This is a genomic window from Serratia sp. CoH_134_PS_4, from assembly GCF_058190535.1.
Window position 1 is genome coordinate 19,014 of record NZ_JBXWKI010000011.1, and the last position, 23,191, is coordinate 42,204.

A 23,191-nucleotide genomic window follows, 5' to 3' on the forward strand; every position below is an offset into this window, starting at 1 on the left:
TTCTCCTTGGTTCTGACTGTTGTAGGTGAAATAGCACCTCATTTGGTTTCGAATCGAAACCAAATGCACAATAAAACCATCGCCACCGCTTGTCAATATAGTTTTTAGTCGATACTATTTTAGCCTGCTCACGAGGATCCTACATTGAGACTGTTTGATTTACTGGAAAGGCTAAATAGCCTGCAGCGCAGCTGGCTGCGCAACCACGAAGAACTGGAAAGCCTGCCGCCGGTACAGCTCAGTGCGTTGTACTACCTGGCACGCTGTAACCATTACTCCAACACACCGATGGCGGTGGCGGAATATCTTGGCCTGACCAAGGGCACGGTATCGCAGTCGCTGAAAAAGCTGGAGAGTAACGGGATGATCGCCCGTACTGCCGACGAGAAAGACCGGCGGAGCGTCAGGCTTAAGCTGACAGACAAATCACGCATGTTGATGGAGACGTTGTTCCCACCCGCCTATTTGCAAAATGCACAGGATGCCATGCAACAGGAAGGTGGGCAGTTGCTGGAACTGCTCACGCAGTTGCTGCGTCAATTGCAGAAACAAGACGATAATGTGGCGCTCTTTGGCGAGTGCCACAGTTGCCGTTATCATCAACGGCATGACGGCCTGCCGTTTTGTGGCCTGACACAGGAACCGCTGCCGCAAAGCAGCGTGAACCTGATCTGTCGGGAGTTTGCTTAGACCAACGGCGTCTTCAGCACCTTCACCCAATAACGCCCGTCTTCAGCCAGTTTTGCACCGTGGATATCGGTTTCAAAACCCGGATAATGTTCACCGATTGAGCACAGCATCAGCAAGAAATCGAGCACTGCACGGCTCTCCTCGGTAATCATCTCTCCTGGCATCACCAGCGGCACTCCAGGCGGGTAAGGCAGAATCATATTGGCCGCCACTTTGCCGACCAACTGATCCAGTTCGCAGGTTTCCACGTTGCCACGCACTTGCTGTTGAAACATCTGATGTGGCGTCAATTTCATTTCCGGCAGAACGTCGAACGCCCGCTGCATCAAACGTGGCAGATCGTGTTGGCAAATCAAGCGGTGGATCCCGGCGGCCAGATCCTGAATACGCATATTGCGGTAAAAATCCGGATCTTCCGCGAACAAGTCCGGCAGCATGTTCTTCACCCGCAGATTGAGATCATAAGCGCGCTTGAAGTCGGTAAGGCCGCGCAACAAGCTCATCGCCTTGGTTTTATCGATGCCGATGCTGAACAGGAACAGCAGGTTATAAGGCCCGGTTTTCTCCACTACGATACCGCGTTCGTCCAGGTATTTTGCCACCAGAGCCGCCGGTATGCCGTCCTCCTCCAACTTGCCAAGCTCGTTCATGCCCGGCGTCAGAATCGTGACTTTGATCGGATCGAGATACATGTGATCGCTGTCGGTGTTGCCGAAACCGTGCCAGTTATCATCCGGATTGAGCGGCCAACACTGCGCCTCGTCGATCACTTCCGGTTGCCAGATATCAAAGAACCAGCTATCGCTTTCTTCCCGTAGCCGCTGCACTTCGCGGCGAAAATGCAGCGCTCTCTCCACCGAACGGTTAATCAAACGACGGCCTGGATTGCCTCTCAGCATCGCCGCAGCCGTTTCCATCGACGCTACAATGCCGTAATTCGGTGACGTGGTGGTATGCATCATATAGGCTTCGTTAAAGGTGCTTTCATCGTAGTCACCTTTAATGTGAATCATCGAAGCCTGCGAAAACGCCGCCAGCAGTTTGTGAGTAGATTGGGTTTCGTATATCACCTTACCGGGGGTACGTTCGCCACTCATGCCGCTTTTGCCGTCATAAATCGGATGGAAGTTGGTGTAAGGCACCCAGGCAGAGTCAAAGTGGATTGAGGGCACGTCCAGCGTCTGTTTGATGTAGTCGGTGTTGTACAACAACCCATCATAGGTAGAGTTGGTGATCACCGCATGCACTGGCCAACTCGCATTGGCTGTCGTCGCGACCCTATCGGCAATGCTCTCATGGGTGAATTCGTGGCGTGGGATGCCGCCAAGAATGCCATAGGCATTACGCAGTGGGCGCAGGTAAATCGGCACGATATCGCTCATCATCAACAGATGGCACAGCGATTTATGGCAATTCCGGTCGATCAAGACGGTGCTGCCACTTGGCGCAGAATACATCCCGACAATTTTATTGGCCGTGGAGGTGCCGTTGGTCACCAGATAGCTTTGTTCGGCATTAAAAGTACGTGCAATATACTCTTCAGCCTCTAGGTGCGGGCCCGTGTGATCCAGCAACGATCCCAGTTCAGTGACAGAAATCGATACGTCGGCTTTCAGGGTATTGGCACCGAAAAAGTCGTAAAACAGGCAACCTACCGGGCTTTTCTGGAAGGCCGTACCGGCCATATGGCCTGGCGTACAGAAGGTATATTTCCCCTCTCGTACATAATTGAACAGCGCTTTGGTCAAGGGCGGCGTAATGGTATCAATGTATTCGGCCGTATATTGCTGGATGCGTTGTGCAATATCATCCGCCGCATTCAGCCCGTACTCAAAGAAATACAAAGCCATACGCATTTCGTGCAGGCTAACGTCGAAAGTGGAGTGGGTATTGATAAAGGCATACAGCGGCAGATATTCGTTCAGCTCGTTGATGTCGCTGCACAACTCCAGGCTGTAATCATCCCAGTCAAAGATCACCCCGCAGATACGCGCATTTGCCTCGACTAACTTCAACAGGTCACCGCTGTTTTTTGGATACACCAGTTGGAAATCCATTGCAGTCAGTGCAGTGTGGAGCTCGCGGATCGGCTCATCTTTGTAATAAACGCCCGCTGGGCTCATGATCGCGATGATGTTCATCGGCTGCTCCTGTCAGTTAACCGCCAAACCCCTATAACAACATGAAAATCCAGCGGTGTGTAGCCAAAAAAAAACCGCCCGAAGGCGGTTTCTTGCAACGCATAACTGAACTCAGCAATAGCCGTAGTTCATCAGGCGCTGATAACGGCGGTTGAGCAACTCTTCGTTGTTCAAACCATCGAGATCTTTCAGATCAGCCAGCAGCTGTGCTTTCAGCGTCGCAGCCATCGCAGGCACGTCGCGGTGGGCAGAACCCAACGGCTCCGGGATCACCGAATCAATCAGTTTCAGCTCTTTCAGGCGTGGTGCGGTAATGCCCATCGCTTCTGCAGCCAGAGGGGCTTTATCAGCGCTCTTCCACAGGATTGATGCACAGCCTTCCGGTGAGATCACCGAATAGGTGCTGTACTGCAGCATATTCACTTTGTCACCAACGCCGATAGCCAATGCGCCGCCAGAGCCGCCTTCGCCAATTACGGTGCAGATCACCGGAATGTTCAGGCGGGACATTTCACGCAGGTTATGGGCAATGGCTTCCGATTGGCCGCGTTCTTCCGCGCCCACGCCCGGGTATGCACCTGGGGTGTCGATGAAAGTGATCAACGGCAGCTTAAAGCGAGAGGCCATTTCCATCAGGCGTAATGCTTTGCGGTAACCTTCTGGTGCCGGCATACCGAAGTTGCGACGGATTTTCTCTTTGGTTTCACGGCCTTTCTGGTGACCGATGATCATCACCGGGCGACCATCTAAGCGCGCAATACCACCTACAATCGCTTTATCATCGGCATAGGCACGATCGCCCGCCAACTCTTCGAAGTCGGTAAAGATGTGTTTGATATAATCCAGGGTATAAGGACGGCGCGGGTGGCGTGCCAATTGGGCAACTTGCCAAGCCCCAAGATCGGAAAAAATCTTGCGCGTCAGCTCAACGCTCTTTTCACGAAGGCGCTGAACCTCTTCGTCCAGATTAATATCTAATTTTTCGTCTTGACGGCTGACTGCAGTCAGCGAGTCAATTTTCGCTTCCAGCTCTGCAATCGGCTGTTCAAAATCAAGAAAATTCAGACTCATAGCATTCCTATTTTAGTCAAATTCCAGTTCCACCTGCTCATTACCTACCAAAGTCCGCAAATCAATCAATAAGCGGTCGGTTGGCGTCACGCGCCAGGTTGCGCCAAAACGCAGCTTGGCCCGCGCATCTTCCCGTTGATAGTAAAGATGCACTGGAATCGTCCCCGAGCGATGGGGTTCCAAAGACTGACGGAGACGGTTCAAAAGCTGGTCATCAATTTGCCTGTCCGTCAGCGAGATAGCAAGCCCGCGAGCGTATTTTTCACGGGCTTCACTGATGTCCATTAGCTCACGGGCGGTCATTTTAAGCCCACCGCTAAAGTCATCAAAGCTGACCTGTCCACTGGCGATCAGGATACGGTCTTTTTCCAATAAATGCTGGTATTTTTCTAACGCATCGGTGAATAACATGACTTCCAGACGGCCAGAACGGTCATCCAGGGTACAAATTCCGATGCGATTACCGCGCTTGGTGACCATAACCCGCGAGGCAATCACCAGCCCAACAGCGGTCGTCATTTTGCCCCGATCCGTCGGGTGCATATCTTTCAAACGCTGGCCACCGGCGTAGCGTTCGATTTCCTTCAGGTACTGGGTGATGGGGTGACCCGTGAGGTACAAACCCAACGTTTCCCGTTCACCGTCCAGCACCACCTGCTCCTGCCAGCGGGGCACGTTAGCGTAAGATTGCTCCACTTGCTCTGGCGCTTCCGCCAATACGCCAAACATGTCCACCTGACCGATAGCTTCGGCTTTGGCATGCTGATCGGCCGCTTTCAACGCATCGCCCAATGAATTCATCAGCGCGGCACGGTGCGGTCCAAGACGGTCGAATGCCCCGGACATGATCAGCTTTTCAAGAATGCGACGGTTCAGTTTTTTGATGTCTGAGCGTGCACATAAATCGAAGAGGTCTTTAAAGTAGCCTTGTTCGCCGCTGTTACGTGCTTCAAGAATAGCTTCAATCGGCCCTTCACCCACACCTTTGATGGCGCCGATGCCGTAAACGATCTCACCCTCATCGTTTACGTGGAAATGGTACTGCCCGCTGTTGATATCCGGCGGCAGGATTTTCAGGCCCATGCGCCAGCACTCATCCACCAATCCCACCACTTTATCGGTGTTGTCCATATCGGCAGTCATTACCGCCGCCATAAACTCAGCTGGGTAGTGCGCCTTCAGCCACAACGTTTGGTATGACACCAAAGCATAGGCGGCGGAGTGTGATTTGTTGAAACCGTAACCGGCAAATTTTTCCACCAGGTCAAAGATTTTTACCGACAGCTCACCGTCGATACCACGCGATTTTGCTCCATCCTCGAAACCGCCGCGCTGCTTGGCCATTTCTACCGGGTTCTTTTTACCCATCGCACGGCGCAACATGTCCGCGCCGCCCAGCGAATAACCGGCCAGCACCTGGGCAATCTGCATAACCTGTTCTTGATACAGGATGATGCCGTACGTCGGCTCCAACACAGGCTTAAGCGACTCATGTTGCCACTGGATATCCGGGTAGGATATTTCTTCACGGCCGTGTTTACGGTCGATAAAGTTATCAACCATGCCTGATTGCAGCGGCCCTGGGCGGAACAGCGCCACCAGTGCGATCATATCTTCGAAGCAGTCGGGCTTCAGGCGTTTGATCAGATCTTTCATGCCGCGAGATTCAAGCTGGAAGACCGCGGTGGTCTCCGAACGCTGCAGCATGTCGAAGCTTTTCTTGTCCTCTAACGGAATGGCGGCGATATCGATCGGCTCCAACCCGGTTTTGGCTCGGCGAGCGTTGATCATCGCCAGCGCCCAGTCGATGATCGTCAGAGTACGCAAGCCGAGGAAGTCGAACTTCACCAGACCGGCGTATTCCACGTCGTTCTTGTCAAACTGGGTTACCGGGTGCTGACCTTCGGCATCGCAATACAGCGGGGCAAAGTCAGTGATTTTCGTCGGCGCGATGACCACCCCCCCGGCGTGTTTACCGGCGTTACGTGTCACCCCTTCCAACTTACGCGCCATATCGATCAGCGCTTTGACTTCTTCATCGGCCTCGTAGATTTCCGGCAACTGCGGCTCGGCAGCAAAGGCCTTTTCCAGCGTCATTCCCGGATCGGGTGGCACCAGCTTGGAGATGCGGTCGACGAAGCCATAAGGGTGGCCTAACACGCGTCCCACGTCGCGAATAACGGCTTTCGCCGCCATGGTACCGAAGGTAATGATCTGTGATACCGCTTCACGGCCGTACATTTCTGCCACGTGATCAATCACCAGATCGCGTTTTTCCATGCAAAAGTCGACGTCGAAGTCGGGCATCGAAACACGTTCCGGGTTAAGGAAACGTTCAAATAGCAGATCAAATTCTAACGGGTCGAGATCGGTGATTTTCAGCGCATAGGCCACTAACGAGCCGGCACCAGAGCCACGGCCCGGGCCAACCGGCACATTATTGTCTTTCGACCACTGAATGAACTCCATGACGATCAAGAAGTAACCTGGGAAGCCCATCTGGTTGATCACTTTCAGCTCAACATCCAGACGTTCGTCATATTCAGGGCGGCGCTGAGCGCGCACTTCCGGATCGGGGAACAGGAACTCCAAACGGTCTTCCAAGCCTTCCTTCGACTTAAGGATCAGGAAATCTTCGGTGGTCATTTCACCGGTCGGGAACTGCGGCAGGAAGTATTCACCAAGACGAATGGTCACATTGCAGCGTTTGGCAATTTCGACGCTATTGAGCAACGCTTCCGGGATGTCGGCAAACAGCTCACACATCTCGTCTTCACTCCGCATGTATTGCTGCGGCGTATAGTTACGTGGGCGTTTGGGATCGTCTAAAGTAAAGCCGTCATGGATGGCAACGCGGATTTCGTGGGCATCAAAGTCATCCGCAACCAGAAAACGCACGTCGTTAGTGGCCACCACCGGTAGCCCACGCTCGGTAGCCAGCGCCACCGCGGCATGCAAATAGTTTTCTTCGTCTGGCCGTCCGGTGCGGATCAACTCGAGATAATAGCTGTCAGGGAAGTACTGCTGGTAGAACTCCAGGCATTGCTCTACCTGCGGCTGGTTACCACGCAGTAAAAACTTACCGACGTCGCCCTGACGCGCGCCAGAGAGCAGAATAAGCCCTTCACGGTGCTCAATCAGCCAGTCACGATCAATAATCGGGCCAGCAGCACCGTAACCGCGCTGATAAGCACGGGAGATCAACAGCGTCAGGTTTTGGTAACCGTCATTATTGGCAGCCAGCACCGTGAGCTGCGCAAGTTCATCGCCCAGCACGTCGCTTTGCACGTGAAAATCTGCGCCGATGATCGGTTTGATCCCGGCACCGTGCGCACTGCCATAAAACTTCACCAGGCCACACAGGTTAGTAAAGTCAGTAATTGCCAAAGCAGGCATGGCTAACGCGGCGGCTCTTTTCACCAACGGCCCAATCTTGGCTAATCCATCAATCATGGAATAGTCACTATGAACGCGCAGGTGAATAAAACGAGGTTCGGCCATATCCAGATACCTGAATCTATGGGCTCAGTGAACTGATACCCGGGTTAACTCTATCGCGTGCCTGGCCCGAATTACCGGGCCTGCAGATTACAGCTCCAGCGCCCTTCTTACCGGGGCAAAGCTGCGGCGATGATGCTCGGTCGCACCCAGCGCGGCCAGCCGCTCCAGATGGAAGGCGGTCGGATAACCTTTATGCTGCGCAAAACCGTAGTCCGGGAATACCCGATCCAGTTCGGTCATTTCGTGGTCACGCGTTACTTTCGCCAGAATGGATGCCGCGCTGATTTCCGCGACACGGCTATCGCCCTTCACTACCGCCTGCGAACGCATCGGCAATGACGGACAACGGTTACCGTCAATCAATACCATGTCCGGCACGATATGCAATCCGGCAACAGCACGCTGCATCGCCAACATCGTGGCATGCAGAATGTTAAGTTCGTCAATCTCATCCGGCTCGGCGCGTCCCAGACTCCAGGACAGTGCCTTCTCAATAATCTCGTCATATAACGCCAATCGGCGCTTTTCACTGAGTTTTTTCGAGTCCGCCAAACCCAGGATCGGTCGGGTAGGATCGAGAATCACTGCGGCAGTTACAACCGCCCCGACCAATGGGCCTCGGCCGACCTCATCCACACCGGCAATCAATGTCGCGGCAGGATAAATGAAAGGTTCAATCATGCTTTTGCCAGCTCCAACACAGCCTGAGCGGCCTGTTCGTCAGCACCGCAACGGATGCTGTGGTGCAAAGTAAGGAACGTCTGTTTCAGTTCATCGGTTTGCGGGCTGTCTTCCAACAGAGGCATCACCGCCGCTGCCAGTTTTTCCGGCACGCAATCATGCTGTAACAGTTCAGTGACGATCTCACGGCCCGCTAATAAATTAGGCAGTGAAACATAGGGGGTTTTCACCAACCGCTGCGCCAACCAGAAGGTAAATGGCTTCATGCGGTAGCCCACCACCATCGGACATTTGGCCAACATGCATTCCAGCGCCGCAGTACCCGAGGCCAGTAATGCAGCATCGCTGGCGATCATCGCCTCACGACCCTGACCATTTAGCAGATGAACCCTCAGCTCTGGTGCCACTTCAGCCTTGATACGCTCGAACTGCTCACGCCGCTTGGCATTCACCAAGGGCACGACCAATTCCAGATCGGGATAACGCGTACGCAGTAACTGCGCCGTCTTCAGAAAGTCGGCACTCAGCATCTCGACTTCTGCGCCGCGGCTCCCCGGAAGCAAAGCAAGGCAACGTGCATCAGGCGCGATACCCAAAGCTGCACGCGCAGTCAGTTTGTCCGGTTGAAGAGGCATGGCGTCGGCCATCGTGTGGCCAATAAAACGGCAAGGAACGTTAAAACGATCGTAAAACGCTTTTTCGAAAGGGAGAAACGCCAGCACCAGATCGGTGGCTTTGCCAATTTTGAAAACGCGCTTCTGACGCCAGGCCCAAACGGACGGGCTGACATAGTGAATGGTGCGGATGCCCCGCTGTTTCAGGCGGCCTTCCAACGTGATATTGAAGTCCGGCGCATCAATGCCGACAAACACGTCTGGCTTCAGGTCGCTGAACCGGCGGGTAAGATCCTTGCGGATCTTTAACAGGCGTGGCAAGCGCTCGAGCACTTCCACCACGCCCATTACCGCCAGCTCTTCCATTTCGTACCAGGTTTCGCAGCCTTCCGCCTGCATCAGCGGGCCCGCGACGCCAACAAAACGCGCGTCAGGAATCTGCGCCTTGAGCGCACGGATCAAACCGGCGCCAAGAATATCACCGGAAGTTTCTCCGGCGACCAATCCGATAGTCAATGGGCGATTTAGCATAGGTCAGCGAATGATACCGCGGGTTGAACGGGTAAAGAAATCGAGGTATTGCTGCACCACTGGCTGTTCTTTAGCCAGGGCTTCGATTTCTGTCTTCGCCTCATCCAGCGTTTTTTCACTGCGATAAAGGATCTTGTAGGCATTACGGATCGCCTGCATTTCATCCTTATCAAAACCACGACGCTTCAGGCCAACGGCGTTAACGCCGAATGGTGTCGCGTGGTTACCTTGTGCGATGACGAAAGGAGGCACGTCCTGAGCAACCCCGGAGCAGCCGCCAACCATCACGTGTGCGCCAATAATGCAGAACTGATGAATCGCCGTCATGCCACCGATAATGGCATGGTCGTCAACTTCAACATGGCCCGCAAGCGTGGCGTTGTTGGCCAGCACGCAAGAATTGCCGACTACGCAGTCGTGCGCAACGTGCACGTTAACCATCAACAGGTTGTCGCTGCCCACTTTGGTCAGGCCTGAGCCCTGCGCAGTGCCGCGATGGATGGTGACGCTTTCGCGGATGCGATTACGGTCGCCAACTTCAACGCGTGTTGGTTCACCCGCATACTTCAGATCCTGGTTCACTTCACCGATGGAGGCGAACTGATAGATCTGATTATCACGGCCAATCTTGGTAATGCCGTTCACCACAACGTGGGACTTCAGTACCGTGCCAGCGCCGATTTCCACCTGGGAGCCGACGTAGCAGAAGGGACCGATATGCGCGCCAGCGCCAATAATGGCGCCGTCTTCAACTATTGCGCTAGGGTGGATAAAGGCGGTTTCGTCAATCACGGATTATGCCTCCCGGCTGCGGGCACACATCATGGTTGCTTCGCAGACAATTTTGCCGTCTACCGTCGCCACGCCTTTGAAACGCGTCAAGCCACGGCGGGTTTTCTCAAAGGTGACTTCCATGATCATCTGATCGCCTGGCACTACCGGACGTTTGAAGCGGGCTTCGTCAATACCGGCAAAGTAATACAATTCGCCCGGTTCCAGTTTGCCGACGCTTTTAAACGCCAAGATACCGGTGGCTTGCGCCATGGCTTCCAGAATCAATACGCCTGGAAAAATCGGTTTACCAGGGAAGTGTCCCTGGAAAAACGGCTCATTTACAGATACGTTCTTCACCGCACGCAGGAATTTGTGCTCCTCAAACTCGAGGACGCGATCGACCAGCAAGAACGGGTAACGGTGAGGAAGCAGCTCTAAAATTTCTGCAATATCCAGAGTATGAGTGTCAGTAGTCAAAATACTCTTCCTGTCTCTAAAAACTGATGGCATCAACAACACGGCCTGCGCTGACCCCAAAAGGAGATCATCATGCAGGCCGCAAATTAACAACTCTTTGCGCTTTTGGTCTCATGACCAACGCGTTTCGTTTTGTACCCAGTGTGGCGGGCGGCAGTGATTATACCCTACATCGTGCAAACTGCATTTTGTTAGCTGCCTTCACTTACCCATTGGCTATGTGCCGGGGTTCGCTCAGTTGCCGCCGCAATGCAGCGTACAATTTATCGGGTATCGTCTTTTCCGACTTTTCGTTCGACAGCTTTTAAGCGCTTGCTAATCTCATCGATATTCATCACCAACGCAGCGGTTTTACGCCACACTTTGTTGGGTTGTAACGGAATGCCCGAAGAGTATACCCCAGGTTCGGTGATTGGTCGCATAACCATTCCCATTCCGGTGACAACAACTTTGTCGGCGATCTCCATGTGACCGTTGATCACGCTGGCTCCGCCGATCTGGCAATAGCGCCCGATTTTCAGGCTGCCTGCCATAATCACACCACCGGCGACGGCGGTATTCTCGCCAATCACAACGTTATGTGCAATCTGACATTGGTTGTCGATGATAACACCATTCCCAATCTGGGTGTTATCCAACGCGCCGCGGTCAATCGTGGTGCAAGCGCCAATTTCGACGCGATCGCCAATAATCACCGTGCCCAGTTGAGGGATCTTAATCCACTCGCCGCGTTCGTTGGCATAGCCAAAACCGTCAGCACCAATCACAGTACCGGACTGGATCAAGCAGCGCTGGCCGATCTCGACCTCATGATAAATCGTAACGTTCGCCCATAGACGCGTACCCGCGCCAATGCGTGCACTTTTGCCGATAAAACAGCCAGGGCCGATAACCACGTTATCACCCAGTACTGCACCAGACTCGATCACCGCATTTGCCCCTATGGCAACATGCTGTCCCAGCGTGGCGTCAGGGGAGATAACCGCACTTGGCGCGATATCCTGAGCCGGGGATGGCGTCGTATCCATCAGCTGCGCCATACGCGCGTAAGTCAGATAAGGGTTTTTAACCACCAGCGCCGCAGAACGGCAGTGTGGTAAGTCCGCTTCGGTAAGCACTACTGCACTTGCCTGGCAGGAAGACAGCTGCTCTTGATAGCGGCTGTTTGACAAAAACGTGATTTGGCCAGCCTGTGCCGAATGCATAGAAGCAATGCCGGTGATGACGAGATCGCCATCACCGTGCAATTGTGCATCCAACTGCTGCGCTAAATCAGCCAGTCGAATTGAAGGCATGTGTTATTTAACCTGTTTCAGCACGTCGGCAGTGATGTCTTTAGAAGAACCTGCGTAGGCAACAGCGTTAGCATCGATGACTACGTCGTAGCCTTCTTTGCTGGCAACAGATTTCACAGCGTCCTGAATACGGCTCAGGATTTTGTTACGCTCTTCCATCTGACGGCGACGGTTGTCCTGCTCAAAAGCCTGTGCTTTCTGAGAGAACTGCTCGCGCTGTGCCATCACGTCCTTTTCCATCTTGCTACGATCGCTGGCTTTCATGGTCGCGCCATCACGCTGCAAACGTTGCATTTTGGTCTGAAGGCTACGCTCCATGTTCTGAAGCTCACCCGCACGGCCTTTGAACTCGTTTTCCAGCTGTTTGGCAACGGCTTCACGAGCCGGCAACTGTTGGAAAATGCTGGAGACGTTAACTACAGCGATCTTATCTGCTGCCTGAACGCCAGCTGAAGCAGCCATTGCTAAACCGAGGCCTGCGGCACACAACCACTTTTTCACTATAAACTCCTTACCATCACCCATTTGTGTCATATGACACTGAAGTACACAATCTGCCAGACTTATCCCGCAAAACAATGAGAATCATCTCTCTGTGCTCTGACGGGCGCCTGGCATTTGCGATTCTTAATAACTGCTATGCCCAGAAGCGGGACCTGTTACCAGGTCTTGCCAATGTTAAATTGGAACTGTTCGGACTTGTCGCCTTCGTATTTCTTGAGCGGGTTGGCATAAGAGAACACCAACGGACCCAAAGGTGACATCCACTGCAAAGCGATACCGGCAGAAACGCGGATATTGCTCGCTTTACTGTAGTCCGGAATATCATACATGCTAGTTTGAGCCGTATTCTGCCAGTTGGTATCCCACACGGTGCCCGCATCCATAAACAGTGAAGTACGCACAGAGTTAGCATATTTCTCACTGATGAATGGCGTTGGCGTGATCAGCTCCATACTGGCGACCGCCATGGCGTTACCGCCCACTGCGTCGTCCGAGTTACAAATCGGGGTACCGTTACTGCAGCTATACGAGCTGGAGTTGTAGTATGCCGCTTTTGGACCAATGGTGTTGGAACCGAAACCACGCACGGTGCTTGAACCACCGGCGTAGAAGTTCTCGTAGAACGGCATTTCTTTGCTGCCAATACCGTCGGCATACCCCAGACGGCCACGACCCAACAGCACCCAGGTACGATCGTCATTGATCGGAACGTACTGCACGCTGTCTAACGTCAACTTGTAGTATTCGTTATCTGAGCCTGGAATGGTGACTTTACCATTCAGCGTCGTGCGGTTACCCGAGGTTGGGAAATAGCCACGGTCAAGGTTGTTGTAGGTCCAACCCAGGTTCAACGTGAAGTCGTCGGCAGAATAGCTGGCGCGGTCAGTGGTGTTAGGGTTCAGGCCCACTGAGTCCAGATAACGCCACATGGCAATCTGCGGCTGCATGTTCGACAGACCGTTATGCACATAACCCAAGCCGGTACGCAACGAGTTGTTTTCGTTGATCGGGAAGCCCAGGGTACCGTCTATACCGTAACTCTTGTTGGTATAGTCGGACAGGTCCGCATCATCCGCTTTAAAGTCGTTGTAGAAGATACGACCACCCAAACTCACACCGTCAACGGTGAAGTACGGGTTGGTGACCGACAGCTCTGTGTAGGTCTGGTAGTCGTTCTTGGTACCGCTGATACCGACGGAATAGCCCGTACCCAGCCAGTTGTCCTGCTGAACACCCGCCTGGAAGCTAACACCGCTCTCGGTGCCGTAACCGACGCCGAAGTTAAAGGTACCGGTGTTACGCTCTTTGACCTTGTAGGTGACGTCGACCTGGTCCGCAGTACCTGGGACGCGCTGGGTTTCGACATCGACCGTTTCAAAGTAACCCAAACGGTTCAGACGCTCTTTACCCTGTTCAACTTGAGCATTACCCAGCCATGCACCTTCCATCTGGCGCATTTCACGGCGCAATACGGCGTCTTTACTGGTGTCGTTACCTTCGAACTTGATACGGCGCACGTAGAAGCGGTTGCCTGCATCAATATTCAGGTGCAGCTTCACGGTTTTATCCGCGTCGTTGATTTCAGGCTGAGTGGAGACACGCGGATAGGCATAACCATAACGGCCCAACATCGTTTTGACGTTGTCTTCCATTTTGGTCACTTTACTGCCGTTGTACAGCTCGCCTGGCTCGATTTTGGTCAACTGGGCAACTTCTGCCGAGTGGCCAGCCAGGTTGCCATTCACTACCACGCCGGTAAGCTTGTACTGCTCGCCTTCGGTGATATTGATGGTGATGTAAATGCCTTTTTTGTCCGGCGTCAGGCTGACCTGAGTCGAATCAATATTAAAGCGTGCGTAGCCGCGGTCCAGATAGAAACTGCGCAGGGTTTCAAGGTCACCCGCCAGTTTTTGTTTCTGGTATTTACGATCGCCGACCACGTTCCACCAAGGTACCTCATCACGCAGTTGGAAGCGTGAAATCAGTTCATCGTTGGTGAAGGCATGATTGCCGACAATGTTGATTTGTTGAATCTTGGCAGAAACCCCTTCCGTGAACACCAGTTTCAGGTCGACACGGTTACGCGGCAACGGCGTGACAACGGCTTTCACCGAGGCGCTGTATTTACCGACGCTGTAGTAGAAGTCTTCCAACCCTTTTTCAATGCTGGAAATCGTGGTGCGGTCAAGCGCTTCGCCAACCCGAACGCCAGAGGCCTCCAGGTTTTGCTTGAGCATGTCATCTTTCACCGACTTGTTGCCGGAGAAGGTGATGCTGGCAATGGTAGGACGTTCCTTAACCTGAACAATCAGCGTATTACCATCGCGCAGCACGCGAACGTCCTCGAAGTTGCCAGTGGCAAACAAGGCACGGATGGTATTACTGATATCATCGTCAGTGACGGTATCGCCTACGCGAACCGGCATGTTGAGTAACGCCGCACCGACGGCGACTCGCTGCAGGCCTTCGAAATGAATATCCTTCACTACGAACCCGTCTGCACCGTATACGGTGGCGCTGCCAAACAGCAGCGACGCTATGAGCAACTTTTTCATCGCCATCGTTGTTATGCGTTCTTCCTAACCTATCCTCGCCCCTAAAGACGAGAAAAATCATTGAAAAGTGCAAGACCCATTAAAAGCACCAACACGATCGAACCAATGCGGTAACTGTAGTCCTGTACTCGCTCGGAAACCGGCCCACCCTTCAGCTTTTCTATCGCCAGGAAAAGGAGATGCCCACCATCTAACACCGGTAATGGGAACAGGTTGATGATACCCAGGTTGACACTGATCAACGCCAGGAACATCAGATAATACACAAACCCGACCCCAGCTGACGCCCCTGCTCCCTGTGCAATAGAAATCGGGCCACTCAGGTTGTTCAGCTTTACATCACCGGTTATTAATTTGCCCAGCATTTTGACCGTAAGGCTCATTAGCTGCCAGGTCTTGTCCCCAGCCTGATACAGCGCTGGGAAAGGTCCATACTGGCGAATCGTTTTATACTCGTCTGGCAGCGGCAACACTTTCGGAATGATGCCTGCAAATCCCACGGTTTTGTCTTTTCCCACCGGCTTTGTATCCGGTATCAGCGTCAAAGACAAGGGGGCGCCGTTTCTTTCGATCTCTAAAGCCAGCGGTTGTCCTGGGCCGTTGTGGATCCGTTTAACCAACGTTTGCCAACGACCCAATAGCTGACCATCGACTTTAACGATCCTGTCCCCTGCTTGCAAACCCGCCTTTTGTGCAGCCGAATTCGGTTGCACTTCGGCAAGGACAGATTCTATCTGTGGGCCGCGTGGAATGATACCCAGTGCAACGACGGGATCCTGTTTGTCCGGCTCAAAGTTCCATTGGCGCAAATCGAGGGTTTTAGTGACTACCTGCGAAGAACCAAATGGCGCGATGCCAACTTCCGTTTGCGCATCACCAATCTTTGTCACCAGTGCCAAACGAACTGATTCCCAATCAGGCGTTTCGATGCCATCTACAGACTTAAGTTCCATCCCAGGCGAAATTTCAGCGTTAGCAGCGATCGATTGTGGTGAGATTTCACCGATCACAGGGCGGAAGCTGGGGACGCCGATAATGAATACCAGCCAGTAAGCAAGGATAGCGAACAGGAAATTGGCGATAGGGCCGGCGCTGACGATGGCGGCACGTTGCCAAACGGTTTTGTTGTTAAATGCCTGATGGCGAAGTTCCGGTGCAACCGAGTCAACGCGCTCATCAAGCATCTTTACATAACCGCCCAGCGGGATCAGGGCAATCACATACTCCGTGCCCTGGCGATCGGTACGACGCCACAAAGCACGGCCAAAACCAATGGAGAAGCGTTCTACTCGGACGCCGCAACGGCGAGCAACCCAAAAATGCCCGAACTCGTGCACGGTGATTAACACACCGAGCGCAACCAGAAATGCGACCAAGTTCCAGAGCACGCTAACCATAATCCCTTCACTCCCCGTCATTGACGGATTAAAACACTAACAGCATCAGGCAGGCAAATACAGGCACTGCTGCGGTCAGGCTATCGATACGATCCAGTATACCGCCATGACCCGGTATCAAATGACCACTGTCTTTGATACCCGCTTCGCGTTTGAACATGCTCTCGGTAAGATCACCCAGCACAGAAGCCAGCGCAGCCACTATCGAACAAATCAGTAAGGTCGCCGGCACCACGTTCAACGGGGCGTAACGACCAAACAACCAGGATATCAGGGCTGAGGTGATCAGGCCACCAATGAGCCCCTCCCAGGTTTTCCCCGGGGAAACTTTCGGTGCCAGTTTATGCTTGCCAAACAACTTGCCGAACATATAGGCGCCGGAATCCGCGCCCCACACCAACAGCATCACATACAGCAGCCACCAGGCACCGGTGAAGTGGTTTTGTTCATAGCCGAACTGACGCAACGACAGCATGCCCCAGAAGAACGGCACGATGGTCAGCAGACCGAAAACCAGACGTATCGGGCGTGAGTTACGCCACAGTGCTGCTGAACCGGGATAAAACAGAACCAGTAACAGCGCTGCCAGCCACCAAACCAGTGACAGCCATAACGGCCCACCGACCTGAGGCAAATGGACCGACTGGTGATAAGCCGGGATGCTGAGCATCATTAATGCCAGCAGGAAGCCGCACAATATCGCCAACCAGATGCGCTGCGAGCGGGAAGTAAAACCGGCCAATTGGCCCCACTCCCAGGCAGCTAACATGCACACAACGAGCGTTACCAGGGCAAAGCCCACCGGCGGCAGCAAAAACAGCGCTGCGATAACAATCGGAATTAAAATCAGAGCAGTTATGAGGCGATACTTCAGCAAAAGTTCCCCCTAGGACGCATTGGCGCCGATAGGTGTTGTTCCCCCGAAGCGACGCTCGCGTTGTGCAAATGCATTCAGCGCACCTTCAAAGACAAGTTCATCAAAATCAGGCCAGAGTACATCAGTAAAGTAAAGTTCAGCATAAGCAATTTGCCACAGCAAAAAGTTACTGATGCGATGTTCACCACCAGTGCGGATCACCAGATCCACCGGTGACAGGTCATTCATGCAGACCCGCTCACCCAGTAACTCTTCGCTAATTTGATCGGGATGCAGTACACCATCCTTCACCTGCTCAGCCAGTTCCCTTACTCCCTGAATAATATCCCAACGACCGCCATAGTTGGCAGCAATGTTGAGCGTCAGGCCATCGTTATTTTCTGTCAGTTGCTCAGAGCGATGGATCCGCTCTTGCAAACGCGTACTGAAACGGCTGATGTCGCCGATCACCCGCAATCTGACGTTATGTTTATGCAGGCTTTTCACTTCGCTATCCAGGGCACGGACAAAAAGCTCCATTAGGGCGGAGACTTCCTGCACCGGACGGTTCCAGTTCTCGCTGCTGAAGGCATAAAGCGTGAGCGCATCTAAATGGTTATTGGCGGCAAAGCTGACAGCACGCCGAACCGATTTCACCCCTGCTTTATGACCGAAGACACGTAACTTACCCTGACGTTTAGCCCAGCGTCCGTTGCCGTCCATAATAATGGCGACATGTCGTGGCCCCAGAGTGGACGGATTAGCCTCTTGTTGATTTGCGGACGACATAACTCGTACTTATTTCCTCAATAGAAATACAACTGCCCTTCCGGAACATCAGACCCTTACGCGCAAAAAAAGCCGTGTGCCCGACACGGCTTTTCAGTCTGCCCAGCAACAACAGGGAATATCTGCTGCGCCATCGGCATTCGAGATGTCAATCAGGCCATAATTCAACGGTATAACCGCTGACAGGTGGCGCAGACTATACCACCTCAACCGGGCCTGAACAAACGGCCCCACTGCGGCACGCGTAATTTGCGAACAAAATAGGATAATTGCCGGTATCAGTTCCGCAGTGATTTAACGTATCCAACGGCAACCTCACGTGCCTGACGATCTATTTCTAAGACCGCATCAATGCACGTCGGTTCCTGCACGGATAGCCGCTCGACCACTTTTTGGTTCACTGCCGCAATATCGGTAAAGCGAATCTGCTCCTGCAGGAAAGCCGCCACAGCCACTTCGTTAGCTGCATTCAGCGCTGTTGTTGCTGCCTGACCCGCATCAAAAGCGTCAATAGCCAGATACAGGCAGGGGTAGCGCTCCCGCTCAGGTTCAGCAAAGGTCAGTGAGCCAATACGACAGAAATCCAGGGCTTCTACGCCTGAACTGATACGCTGCGGATATGCCATCGCATGGGCGATAGGAGTACGCATATCTGGCGTACCCAACTGAGCCAGCACGCTGCCATCAGCGTAACGCACCATTGAGTGGATCACCGACTGCGGATGCAGAATCACTTCCATTTGTTCGGCCGAGGCATTAAACAGCCAACGGGCCTCAATATATTCCAGTCCTTTATTCATCATGGTGGCGGAATCTACCGAAATCTTGCGCCCCATCGACCAATTAGGGTGAGCGCAGGCTTGATCCGGCGTCATCGTGGCGAACTGTTCCATTGGCGTAGTACGGAATGGGCCACCTGAACCGGTAAGCACGATGCGCGAAACACCATGACTGTCTAATGAAGAGTATCCCAACTGACGCTGAATGCTCTCAGGCAAACTCTGAAAAATCGCGTTATGCTCGCTATCCAACGGCAACAACTGCGTCTGGCTCTTTTGAACAGCATCCATGAACAGGCGTCCGCAGGTCACCAGCGACTCTTTATTCGCCAACAGTACCTGTTTGCCAGCACGAATGGCCGCCAACGTCGGCAGCAGCCCGGCAGCGCCAACAATGGCCGCCGTCACCTGATCGACATCGTCCAGCGCCGCCAATTCACAGGCAGCCTGTTCACCTGACATCACCTCGGTGGCAATGCCGTTCTCCGCCAGCAGGATGCGCAGCTCACGTGCAGCGCCTTCATCCGCCATCGCTGCATAGGCTGGACGAAATTCCATGCACTGTTGCGCCATGACCGCTACATTGCGGCCGGCAACCAGCGCTTTAATCGCGAAACGGTCGGGATTTTCCCTAACCACGGCCAGGGTACTTGTCCCCACTGAGCCGGTAGAGCCAAGAATAGTCAGTTGCTTCATGAGCTCACTCTGAATAACTGTCTGATGAGATCGGAGGTGCTCCAGTGTGTAACCTTGGCCACCACTTGTCCATGATCAATCAGTACGATGAAACGGGATCTGCGCCACAAAAAACAAAGCGCCGCCCAGGCGACGCTTTTTTTCTGCGCGATGCTGATTAGAATTCCATCAGCTCTTTTTCTTTATCCGCCAGCGCGGCATCCAGAAGTTTGATGTACGCATCGGTCAGTTTCTGAACATCGTCCTGTGAGCGACGATCTTCGTCTTCGCTGATTTCTTTGTCTTTCAGCAGCGCTTTAACTTTATCGTTGGCGTCACGGCGAACGTTACGTACAGCCACACGGCCCTGCTCTGCTTCATTGCGTACGATTTTGATCAGGTCTTTACGACGCTCTTCGGTCAAAGGAGGCAATGGAACGCGGATCACGCTACCCGCTGAGCTTGGGTTCAGACCCAGGTCAGAAGACATGATGGCTTTTTCTACCGCAGAACCCAAAGAGCGATCAAACAGGTTGATTGCCAGGGTGCGGGAGTCTTCAACGGTCACGTTAGCCAACTGACGCAGTGGCGTAGCGGAACCATAGTATTCCACCATGATGCCGTCCAGGATGCTTGGAGAAGCACGACCGGTACGGATTTTATTGATTTGGTTTTTGAATGCTTCTACGCTTTTTTCCATGCGTGAATCAGCATCTTTTCTGATTTCATTAATCACGTTGCGAACCCTTGGAAGCTGGATACTTGGCAGGCTATACCACAGTATAGCCCGTGAATTTTACTCAAGGAGAGCGCACAACGCATAGCGTTACCCGCTCCCACTAAATTTGGCAGAACAGCCTTATTTGCTGATCAGCGTACCTTCGTTCTCACCCATCACCACCCGGCGCAGCGCACCCGGTTTGTTCATGTTAAATACGCGGATTGGCAAACCGTGATCGCGAGCCAGCGTAAATGCCGCCAGATCCATCACTTTCAGCTCACGCTCCAACACGTCTTGATAGGTGATATGCTCATACAGTGTTGCATCCGGGTTTTTAACCGGGTCAGCGGAGTATACACCATCCACTTTGGTCGCTTTCAATACCACATCCGCTTCGATCTCGATCCCGCGCAGACACGCAGCTGAATCGGTGGTGAAGAACGGGTTGCCGGTACCGGCGGAGAAGATCACCACGCGGTTATTACGCAGCAGGCTGATTGCTTCTGCCCAACTGTAGTTATCGCACACGCCGTTCAACGGAATTGCCGACATCAGGCGGGCGTTCACATAGGCACGGTGCAGTGCATCACGCATAGCCAGGCCGTTCATCACGGTAGCCAGCATTCCCATGTGGTCGCCCACTACGCGGTTCATGCCAGCTTGCGCCAGGCCCGCGCCGCGGAACAGGTTACCGCCGCCAATAACTACACCGACCTGAATTCCCAGTTCGACCAGCTCTTTAACTTCCTGAGCCATGCGATCCAAAACGCTAGCGTCGATACCAAAACCTTCTGCGCCTTGCAGGGCTTCGCCACTCAGTTTAAGCAGAATACGCTGATATACGGGTTTTGCATTGGTTGCCATGGAGTTCTGTCCTAAGAAGCAGTATTAGTATTGGGGATTTCAGCCGATGAAACGCGCCTGTGTTGAGTATAATGCCACAGGGCTTGCCACCGGTGTAATTCTGGCTGGATAGAATGGAACCGCCTGACGGCGGCTCCATTATACCCTTCATCTTTCACGTTGCCACTGCGTTGGCTGCCGTCACTTACCCCAGAAACCTGGTAAACCAAGCTTCTGGGAGTTCGCTCAGTTGCCGCCTTGCCGCACCGCGAAATCTATCGGGTATACAGTCATTAAGACTGTTTGCTCATTGCTGCAACTTCAGCAGCAAAGTCATTTGCCGCTTTTTCGATGCCTTCGCCCACTTCGAAGCGGATGAAGTTAACAACGTCAGCGTTGTGCTCTTTCAGCACCTGGCCAACGGTTTTGCTTGGTTCGATAACGAAAGGCTGACCGGTCAGAGAAACTTCGCCGGTGAATTTCTTCATGCGGCCTTCAACCATTTTCTCAGCGATTTCTTTCGGCTTGCCAGACTGCATGGCGATGTCCAACTGAACCTGGTACTCTTTTTCTACTACTTCAGCAGACACATCTTCAGGCTTAACGAATTCTGGCTTGCTTGCCGCAACGTGCATAGCGATTTGCTTAACCAGCTCTTCATCAGCGCCTTTAGCCGCGATCAGAACGCCGATACGTGCGCCGTGCAGGTAGCTGCCCAGCACGTCGCCTTCCAGGGAAGCCACGCGACGGATGTTGATGTTTTCACCGATTTTGGCAACCAGCGCTACACGTTCTTCTTCGAACTGTGCTTTCAACACTTCAACATCAGTGATTTTGCCTGCAACAGCAGCGTCCAGCACTTTGTCAGCGAATGCCTGGAAACCGGCATCTTTAGCAACGAAGTCAGTCTGGCAGTTAACTTCCAGGATCACGCCGTAGTTGCCTTCGATCTTGGTTTTGATCACGCCGTCAGCAGCTACGTTGCCTGCTTTTTTCGCCGCTTTGATCGCACCAGATTTGCGCATGTTTTCGATTGCCAGCTCGATGTCGCCGTTGGACTCAACCAGCGCTTTCTTACAATCCATCATGCCAGCGCCAGTACGCTCGCGCAGTTCTTTTACCAGAGCAGCGGTAATATCAGCCATTTCTTTTTCCTCGGTTATCTCGCGTAGAGACAGTTCTCATTCAGATAAGCAAAGGGGGCCTATAAAGGCCCCCCTAACCAACATATTCAATACCTGGTTAATAAGGGCTCAGTGACGAGCTTGCCTTATTATTCAGCTTCTACGAAGCTTTCTTCCGCTTGAACGGCCAGATCTTGAGAACGACCTTCACGGACGGCGGCAGCAACGGCAGTCAGGTACAATTTGATTGCACGGATTGCATCGTCGTTACCAGGGATGATGAAGTCAACGCCGTCTGGATCGGAGTTGGTATCAACGATAGAGAATACCGGGATACCCAGGTTGTTGGCTTCTTTGATCGCGATGTGTTCGTGATCAGCATCGATTACGAACAGAGCGTCAGGCAGACCACCCATGTCCTTGATACCACCCAGGGAGTTTTCCAGCTTAGCCAGTTCGCGAGTACGCATCAGCGCCTCTTTCTTGGTCAGCTTGTCAAAGGTGCCATCTTGAGACTGGATTTCCAGATCTTTCAAACGCTTGATTGACTGACGAACGGTTTTCCAGTTAGTCAGCATGCCGCCCAACCAGCGATGGTTCACGAAGAACTGATCGCAGTTGTTAGCATATTCTTTTACCGCTTCGCTTGCTGCGCGCTTAGTACCAACGAACAGGATCTTACCTTTACGGGAAGAGATCTTGGTCAGTTCAGCCAGTGCTGCGTTGGCCATTGGTACAGTTTTTTCCAGGTTGATGATGTGAACCTTGTTACGTGCGCCGAAGATGAAAGGCTTCATTTTCGGGTTCCAGTAACGGGTCTGGTGACCAAAGTGTACACCGGCCTGGAGCATGTCGCGCATGGAAACAGTTGCCATGATTAAACCTCTATAGAGTTAGTTGGGGTTATGCCTCCACGTATCCCATAACGCCGACCCTGGCGGTGATAAATCACCTCAGGGCACCCCGGCGGATGTGCCGATACGTGTGTGTTATTTACACAAAGTGAGTGCAGTTAAAGTATTTTCGGCCTTTTCCGCCATTATCACAAGGACGAAGAGCGGATCTGCCGGCGCGCTTTATACCATAAACCCGCCCCCGACACCAACTTTTGTTACCGGCCAGAGGCTGTCAAAGAAATCAAATTTGGCAGCCTCTGGCCGGGCTGGTACCATA

General features: G+C 53.0%; 19 protein-coding genes. 1 reads left to right on the plus strand and 18 read right to left on the minus strand.

What is annotated here, in order from left to right; genetic code table 11:
- The first annotated feature begins 144 nt into the window (after positions 1 to 144).
- Complete coding sequence (locus tag AC2FCQ_RS17140; RefSeq protein WP_265556462.1) at positions 145 to 690, plus strand: MarR family winged helix-turn-helix transcriptional regulator; 546 nt, start codon at positions 145 to 147, stop codon at positions 688 to 690.
- On the opposite strand, the gene AC2FCQ_RS17145 is transcribed toward AC2FCQ_RS17140, so the two are convergent.
- From AC2FCQ_RS17145 to rpsB, 18 genes are all read right to left on the minus strand, one after another.
- Complete coding sequence (locus tag AC2FCQ_RS17145; RefSeq protein WP_490309071.1) at positions 687 to 2,831, minus strand: lysine decarboxylase LdcC; 2,145 nt, start codon at positions 2,829 to 2,831, stop codon at positions 687 to 689. The two genes, AC2FCQ_RS17140 and AC2FCQ_RS17145, sit on opposite strands and share 4 nt — an antisense overlap.
- A 111-nt stretch (positions 2,832 to 2,942) precedes the next feature.
- Complete coding sequence (gene accA, locus AC2FCQ_RS17150; protein WP_037418817.1) at positions 2,943 to 3,902, minus strand: acetyl-CoA carboxylase carboxyl transferase subunit alpha; 960 nt, start codon at positions 3,900 to 3,902, stop codon at positions 2,943 to 2,945.
- 12 nt (positions 3,903 to 3,914) lie between these two features.
- Positions 3,915 to 7,403, minus strand: a complete 3,489-nt coding sequence (dnaE, locus tag AC2FCQ_RS17155; RefSeq protein WP_209639891.1) for a DNA polymerase III subunit alpha — start codon at positions 7,401 to 7,403, stop codon at positions 3,915 to 3,917.
- Positions 7,404 to 7,490: 87 nt separating this feature from the next.
- Entirely contained in the window at positions 7,491 to 8,084 is a 594-nt protein-coding gene (gene rnhB / locus AC2FCQ_RS17160) for a ribonuclease HII (RefSeq protein ID WP_209639888.1), read from the minus strand.
- Positions 8,081 to 9,229, minus strand: coding sequence for a lipid-A-disaccharide synthase (gene lpxB / locus AC2FCQ_RS17165; protein WP_209639886.1), 1,149 nt, complete (start codon positions 9,227 to 9,229; stop codon positions 8,081 to 8,083). The genes rnhB and lpxB overlap by 4 nt, the downstream gene beginning before the upstream one ends.
- A gap of 3 nt (positions 9,230 to 9,232) precedes the next feature.
- Complete coding sequence (lpxA, locus tag AC2FCQ_RS17170) at positions 9,233 to 10,021, minus strand: acyl-ACP--UDP-N-acetylglucosamine O-acyltransferase (RefSeq protein ID WP_209639883.1); 789 nt, start codon at positions 10,019 to 10,021, stop codon at positions 9,233 to 9,235.
- A 3-nt stretch (positions 10,022 to 10,024) separates the two neighbouring features.
- The gene (gene fabZ, locus AC2FCQ_RS17175; protein ID WP_017893789.1) at positions 10,025 to 10,480 is read right to left on the minus strand and encodes a 3-hydroxyacyl-ACP dehydratase FabZ; all 456 of its coding nucleotides are present in this window, start codon (positions 10,478 to 10,480) and stop codon (positions 10,025 to 10,027) included.
- A gap of 263 nt (positions 10,481 to 10,743) precedes the next feature.
- Positions 10,744 to 11,775 (minus strand): UDP-3-O-(3-hydroxymyristoyl)glucosamine N-acyltransferase, encoded by a 1,032-nt coding sequence (gene lpxD / locus AC2FCQ_RS17180; protein ID WP_404760861.1) that lies wholly within the window; start codon positions 11,773 to 11,775, stop codon positions 10,744 to 10,746.
- A 3-nt stretch (positions 11,776 to 11,778) separates the two neighbouring features.
- The gene (gene skp / locus AC2FCQ_RS17185) at positions 11,779 to 12,276 is read right to left on the minus strand and encodes a molecular chaperone Skp (RefSeq protein ID WP_037418831.1); all 498 of its coding nucleotides are present in this window, start codon (positions 12,274 to 12,276) and stop codon (positions 11,779 to 11,781) included.
- Between the two features lie 158 nt (positions 12,277 to 12,434).
- A complete protein-coding gene (gene bamA, locus AC2FCQ_RS17190; RefSeq protein WP_404760862.1) occupies positions 12,435 to 14,840 on the minus strand; it encodes an outer membrane protein assembly factor BamA in 2,406 nt (801 codons plus the stop codon).
- A 35-nt stretch (positions 14,841 to 14,875) separates the two neighbouring features.
- Positions 14,876 to 16,231: a sigma E protease regulator RseP gene (rseP, locus tag AC2FCQ_RS17195; protein WP_490309072.1), complete on the minus strand. Its 1,356-nt coding sequence runs from the start codon at positions 16,229 to 16,231 to the stop codon at positions 14,876 to 14,878.
- A gap of 28 nt (positions 16,232 to 16,259) precedes the next feature.
- Positions 16,260 to 17,108 (minus strand): phosphatidate cytidylyltransferase, encoded by an 849-nt coding sequence (gene cdsA / locus AC2FCQ_RS17200; protein ID WP_037418841.1) that lies wholly within the window; start codon positions 17,106 to 17,108, stop codon positions 16,260 to 16,262.
- A gap of 9 nt (positions 17,109 to 17,117) precedes the next feature.
- Positions 17,118 to 17,876: a (2E,6E)-farnesyl-diphosphate-specific ditrans,polycis-undecaprenyl-diphosphate synthase gene (ispU, locus tag AC2FCQ_RS17205; RefSeq protein WP_209639871.1), complete on the minus strand. Its 759-nt coding sequence runs from the start codon at positions 17,874 to 17,876 to the stop codon at positions 17,118 to 17,120.
- A gap of 278 nt (positions 17,877 to 18,154) precedes the next feature.
- Positions 18,155 to 19,351 carry a 1-deoxy-D-xylulose-5-phosphate reductoisomerase gene (ispC, locus tag AC2FCQ_RS17210; RefSeq protein WP_265556466.1) on the minus strand — a complete coding sequence of 399 codons (1,197 nt, stop codon included), beginning with the start codon at positions 19,349 to 19,351 and terminating at the stop codon, positions 18,155 to 18,157.
- A gap of 157 nt (positions 19,352 to 19,508) precedes the next feature.
- Positions 19,509 to 20,066, minus strand: coding sequence for a ribosome recycling factor (gene frr, locus AC2FCQ_RS17215; RefSeq protein WP_209639865.1), 558 nt, complete (start codon positions 20,064 to 20,066; stop codon positions 19,509 to 19,511).
- Between the two features lie 123 nt (positions 20,067 to 20,189).
- Entirely contained in the window at positions 20,190 to 20,915 is a 726-nt protein-coding gene (gene pyrH / locus AC2FCQ_RS17220; protein WP_004952223.1) for a UMP kinase, read from the minus strand.
- Positions 20,916 to 21,187: 272 nt separating this feature from the next.
- Positions 21,188 to 22,039 carry a translation elongation factor Ts gene (gene tsf / locus AC2FCQ_RS17225; RefSeq protein WP_209639862.1) on the minus strand — a complete coding sequence of 284 codons (852 nt, stop codon included), beginning with the start codon at positions 22,037 to 22,039 and terminating at the stop codon, positions 21,188 to 21,190.
- A gap of 128 nt (positions 22,040 to 22,167) precedes the next feature.
- A complete protein-coding gene (rpsB, locus tag AC2FCQ_RS17230; protein ID WP_004952226.1) occupies positions 22,168 to 22,893 on the minus strand; it encodes a 30S ribosomal protein S2 in 726 nt (241 codons plus the stop codon).
- Between the last annotated feature and the right edge of the window lie 298 nt (positions 22,894 to 23,191).

Excerpts from the sequence above, each read along its gene's own strand:
- accA (WP_037418817.1), bottom strand. The coding sequence starts at position 3,902 with ATGAGTCTGAATTTTCTTGATTTTGAACAGCCGATTGCAGAGCTGGAA.
- pyrH (WP_004952223.1), bottom strand. The coding sequence starts at position 20,915 with ATGGCAACCAATGCAAAACCCGTATATCAGCGTATTCTGCTTAAACTG.
- AC2FCQ_RS17145 (WP_490309071.1), bottom strand. The coding sequence starts at position 2,831 with ATGAACATCATCGCGATCATGAGCCCAGCGGGCGTTTATTACAAAGAT.
- lpxD (WP_404760861.1), bottom strand. The coding sequence starts at position 11,775 with ATGCCTTCAATTCGACTGGCTGATTTAGCGCAGCAGTTGGATGCACAA.
- ispU (WP_209639871.1), bottom strand. The coding sequence starts at position 17,876 with ATGTCGTCCGCAAATCAACAAGAGGCTAATCCGTCCACTCTGGGGCCA.
- ispC (WP_265556466.1), bottom strand. The coding sequence starts at position 19,351 with ATGAAGCAACTGACTATTCTTGGCTCTACCGGCTCAGTGGGGACAAGT.
- lpxB (WP_209639886.1), bottom strand. The coding sequence starts at position 9,229 with ATGCTAAATCGCCCATTGACTATCGGATTGGTCGCCGGAGAAACTTCC.
- tsf (WP_209639862.1), bottom strand. The coding sequence starts at position 22,039 with ATGGCTGATATTACCGCTGCTCTGGTAAAAGAACTGCGCGAGCGTACT.
- rpsB (WP_004952226.1), bottom strand. The coding sequence starts at position 22,893 with ATGGCAACTGTTTCCATGCGCGACATGCTCCAGGCCGGTGTACACTTT.
- bamA (WP_404760862.1), bottom strand. The coding sequence starts at position 14,840 with ATGGCGATGAAAAAGTTGCTCATAGCGTCGCTGCTGTTTGGCAGCGCC.
- rseP (WP_490309072.1), bottom strand. The coding sequence starts at position 16,231 with ATGGTTAGCGTGCTCTGGAACTTGGTCGCATTTCTGGTTGCGCTCGGT.
- dnaE (WP_209639891.1), bottom strand. The coding sequence starts at position 7,403 with ATGGCCGAACCTCGTTTTATTCACCTGCGCGTTCATAGTGACTATTCC.
- rnhB (WP_209639888.1), bottom strand. The coding sequence starts at position 8,084 with ATGATTGAACCTTTCATTTATCCTGCCGCGACATTGATTGCCGGTGTG.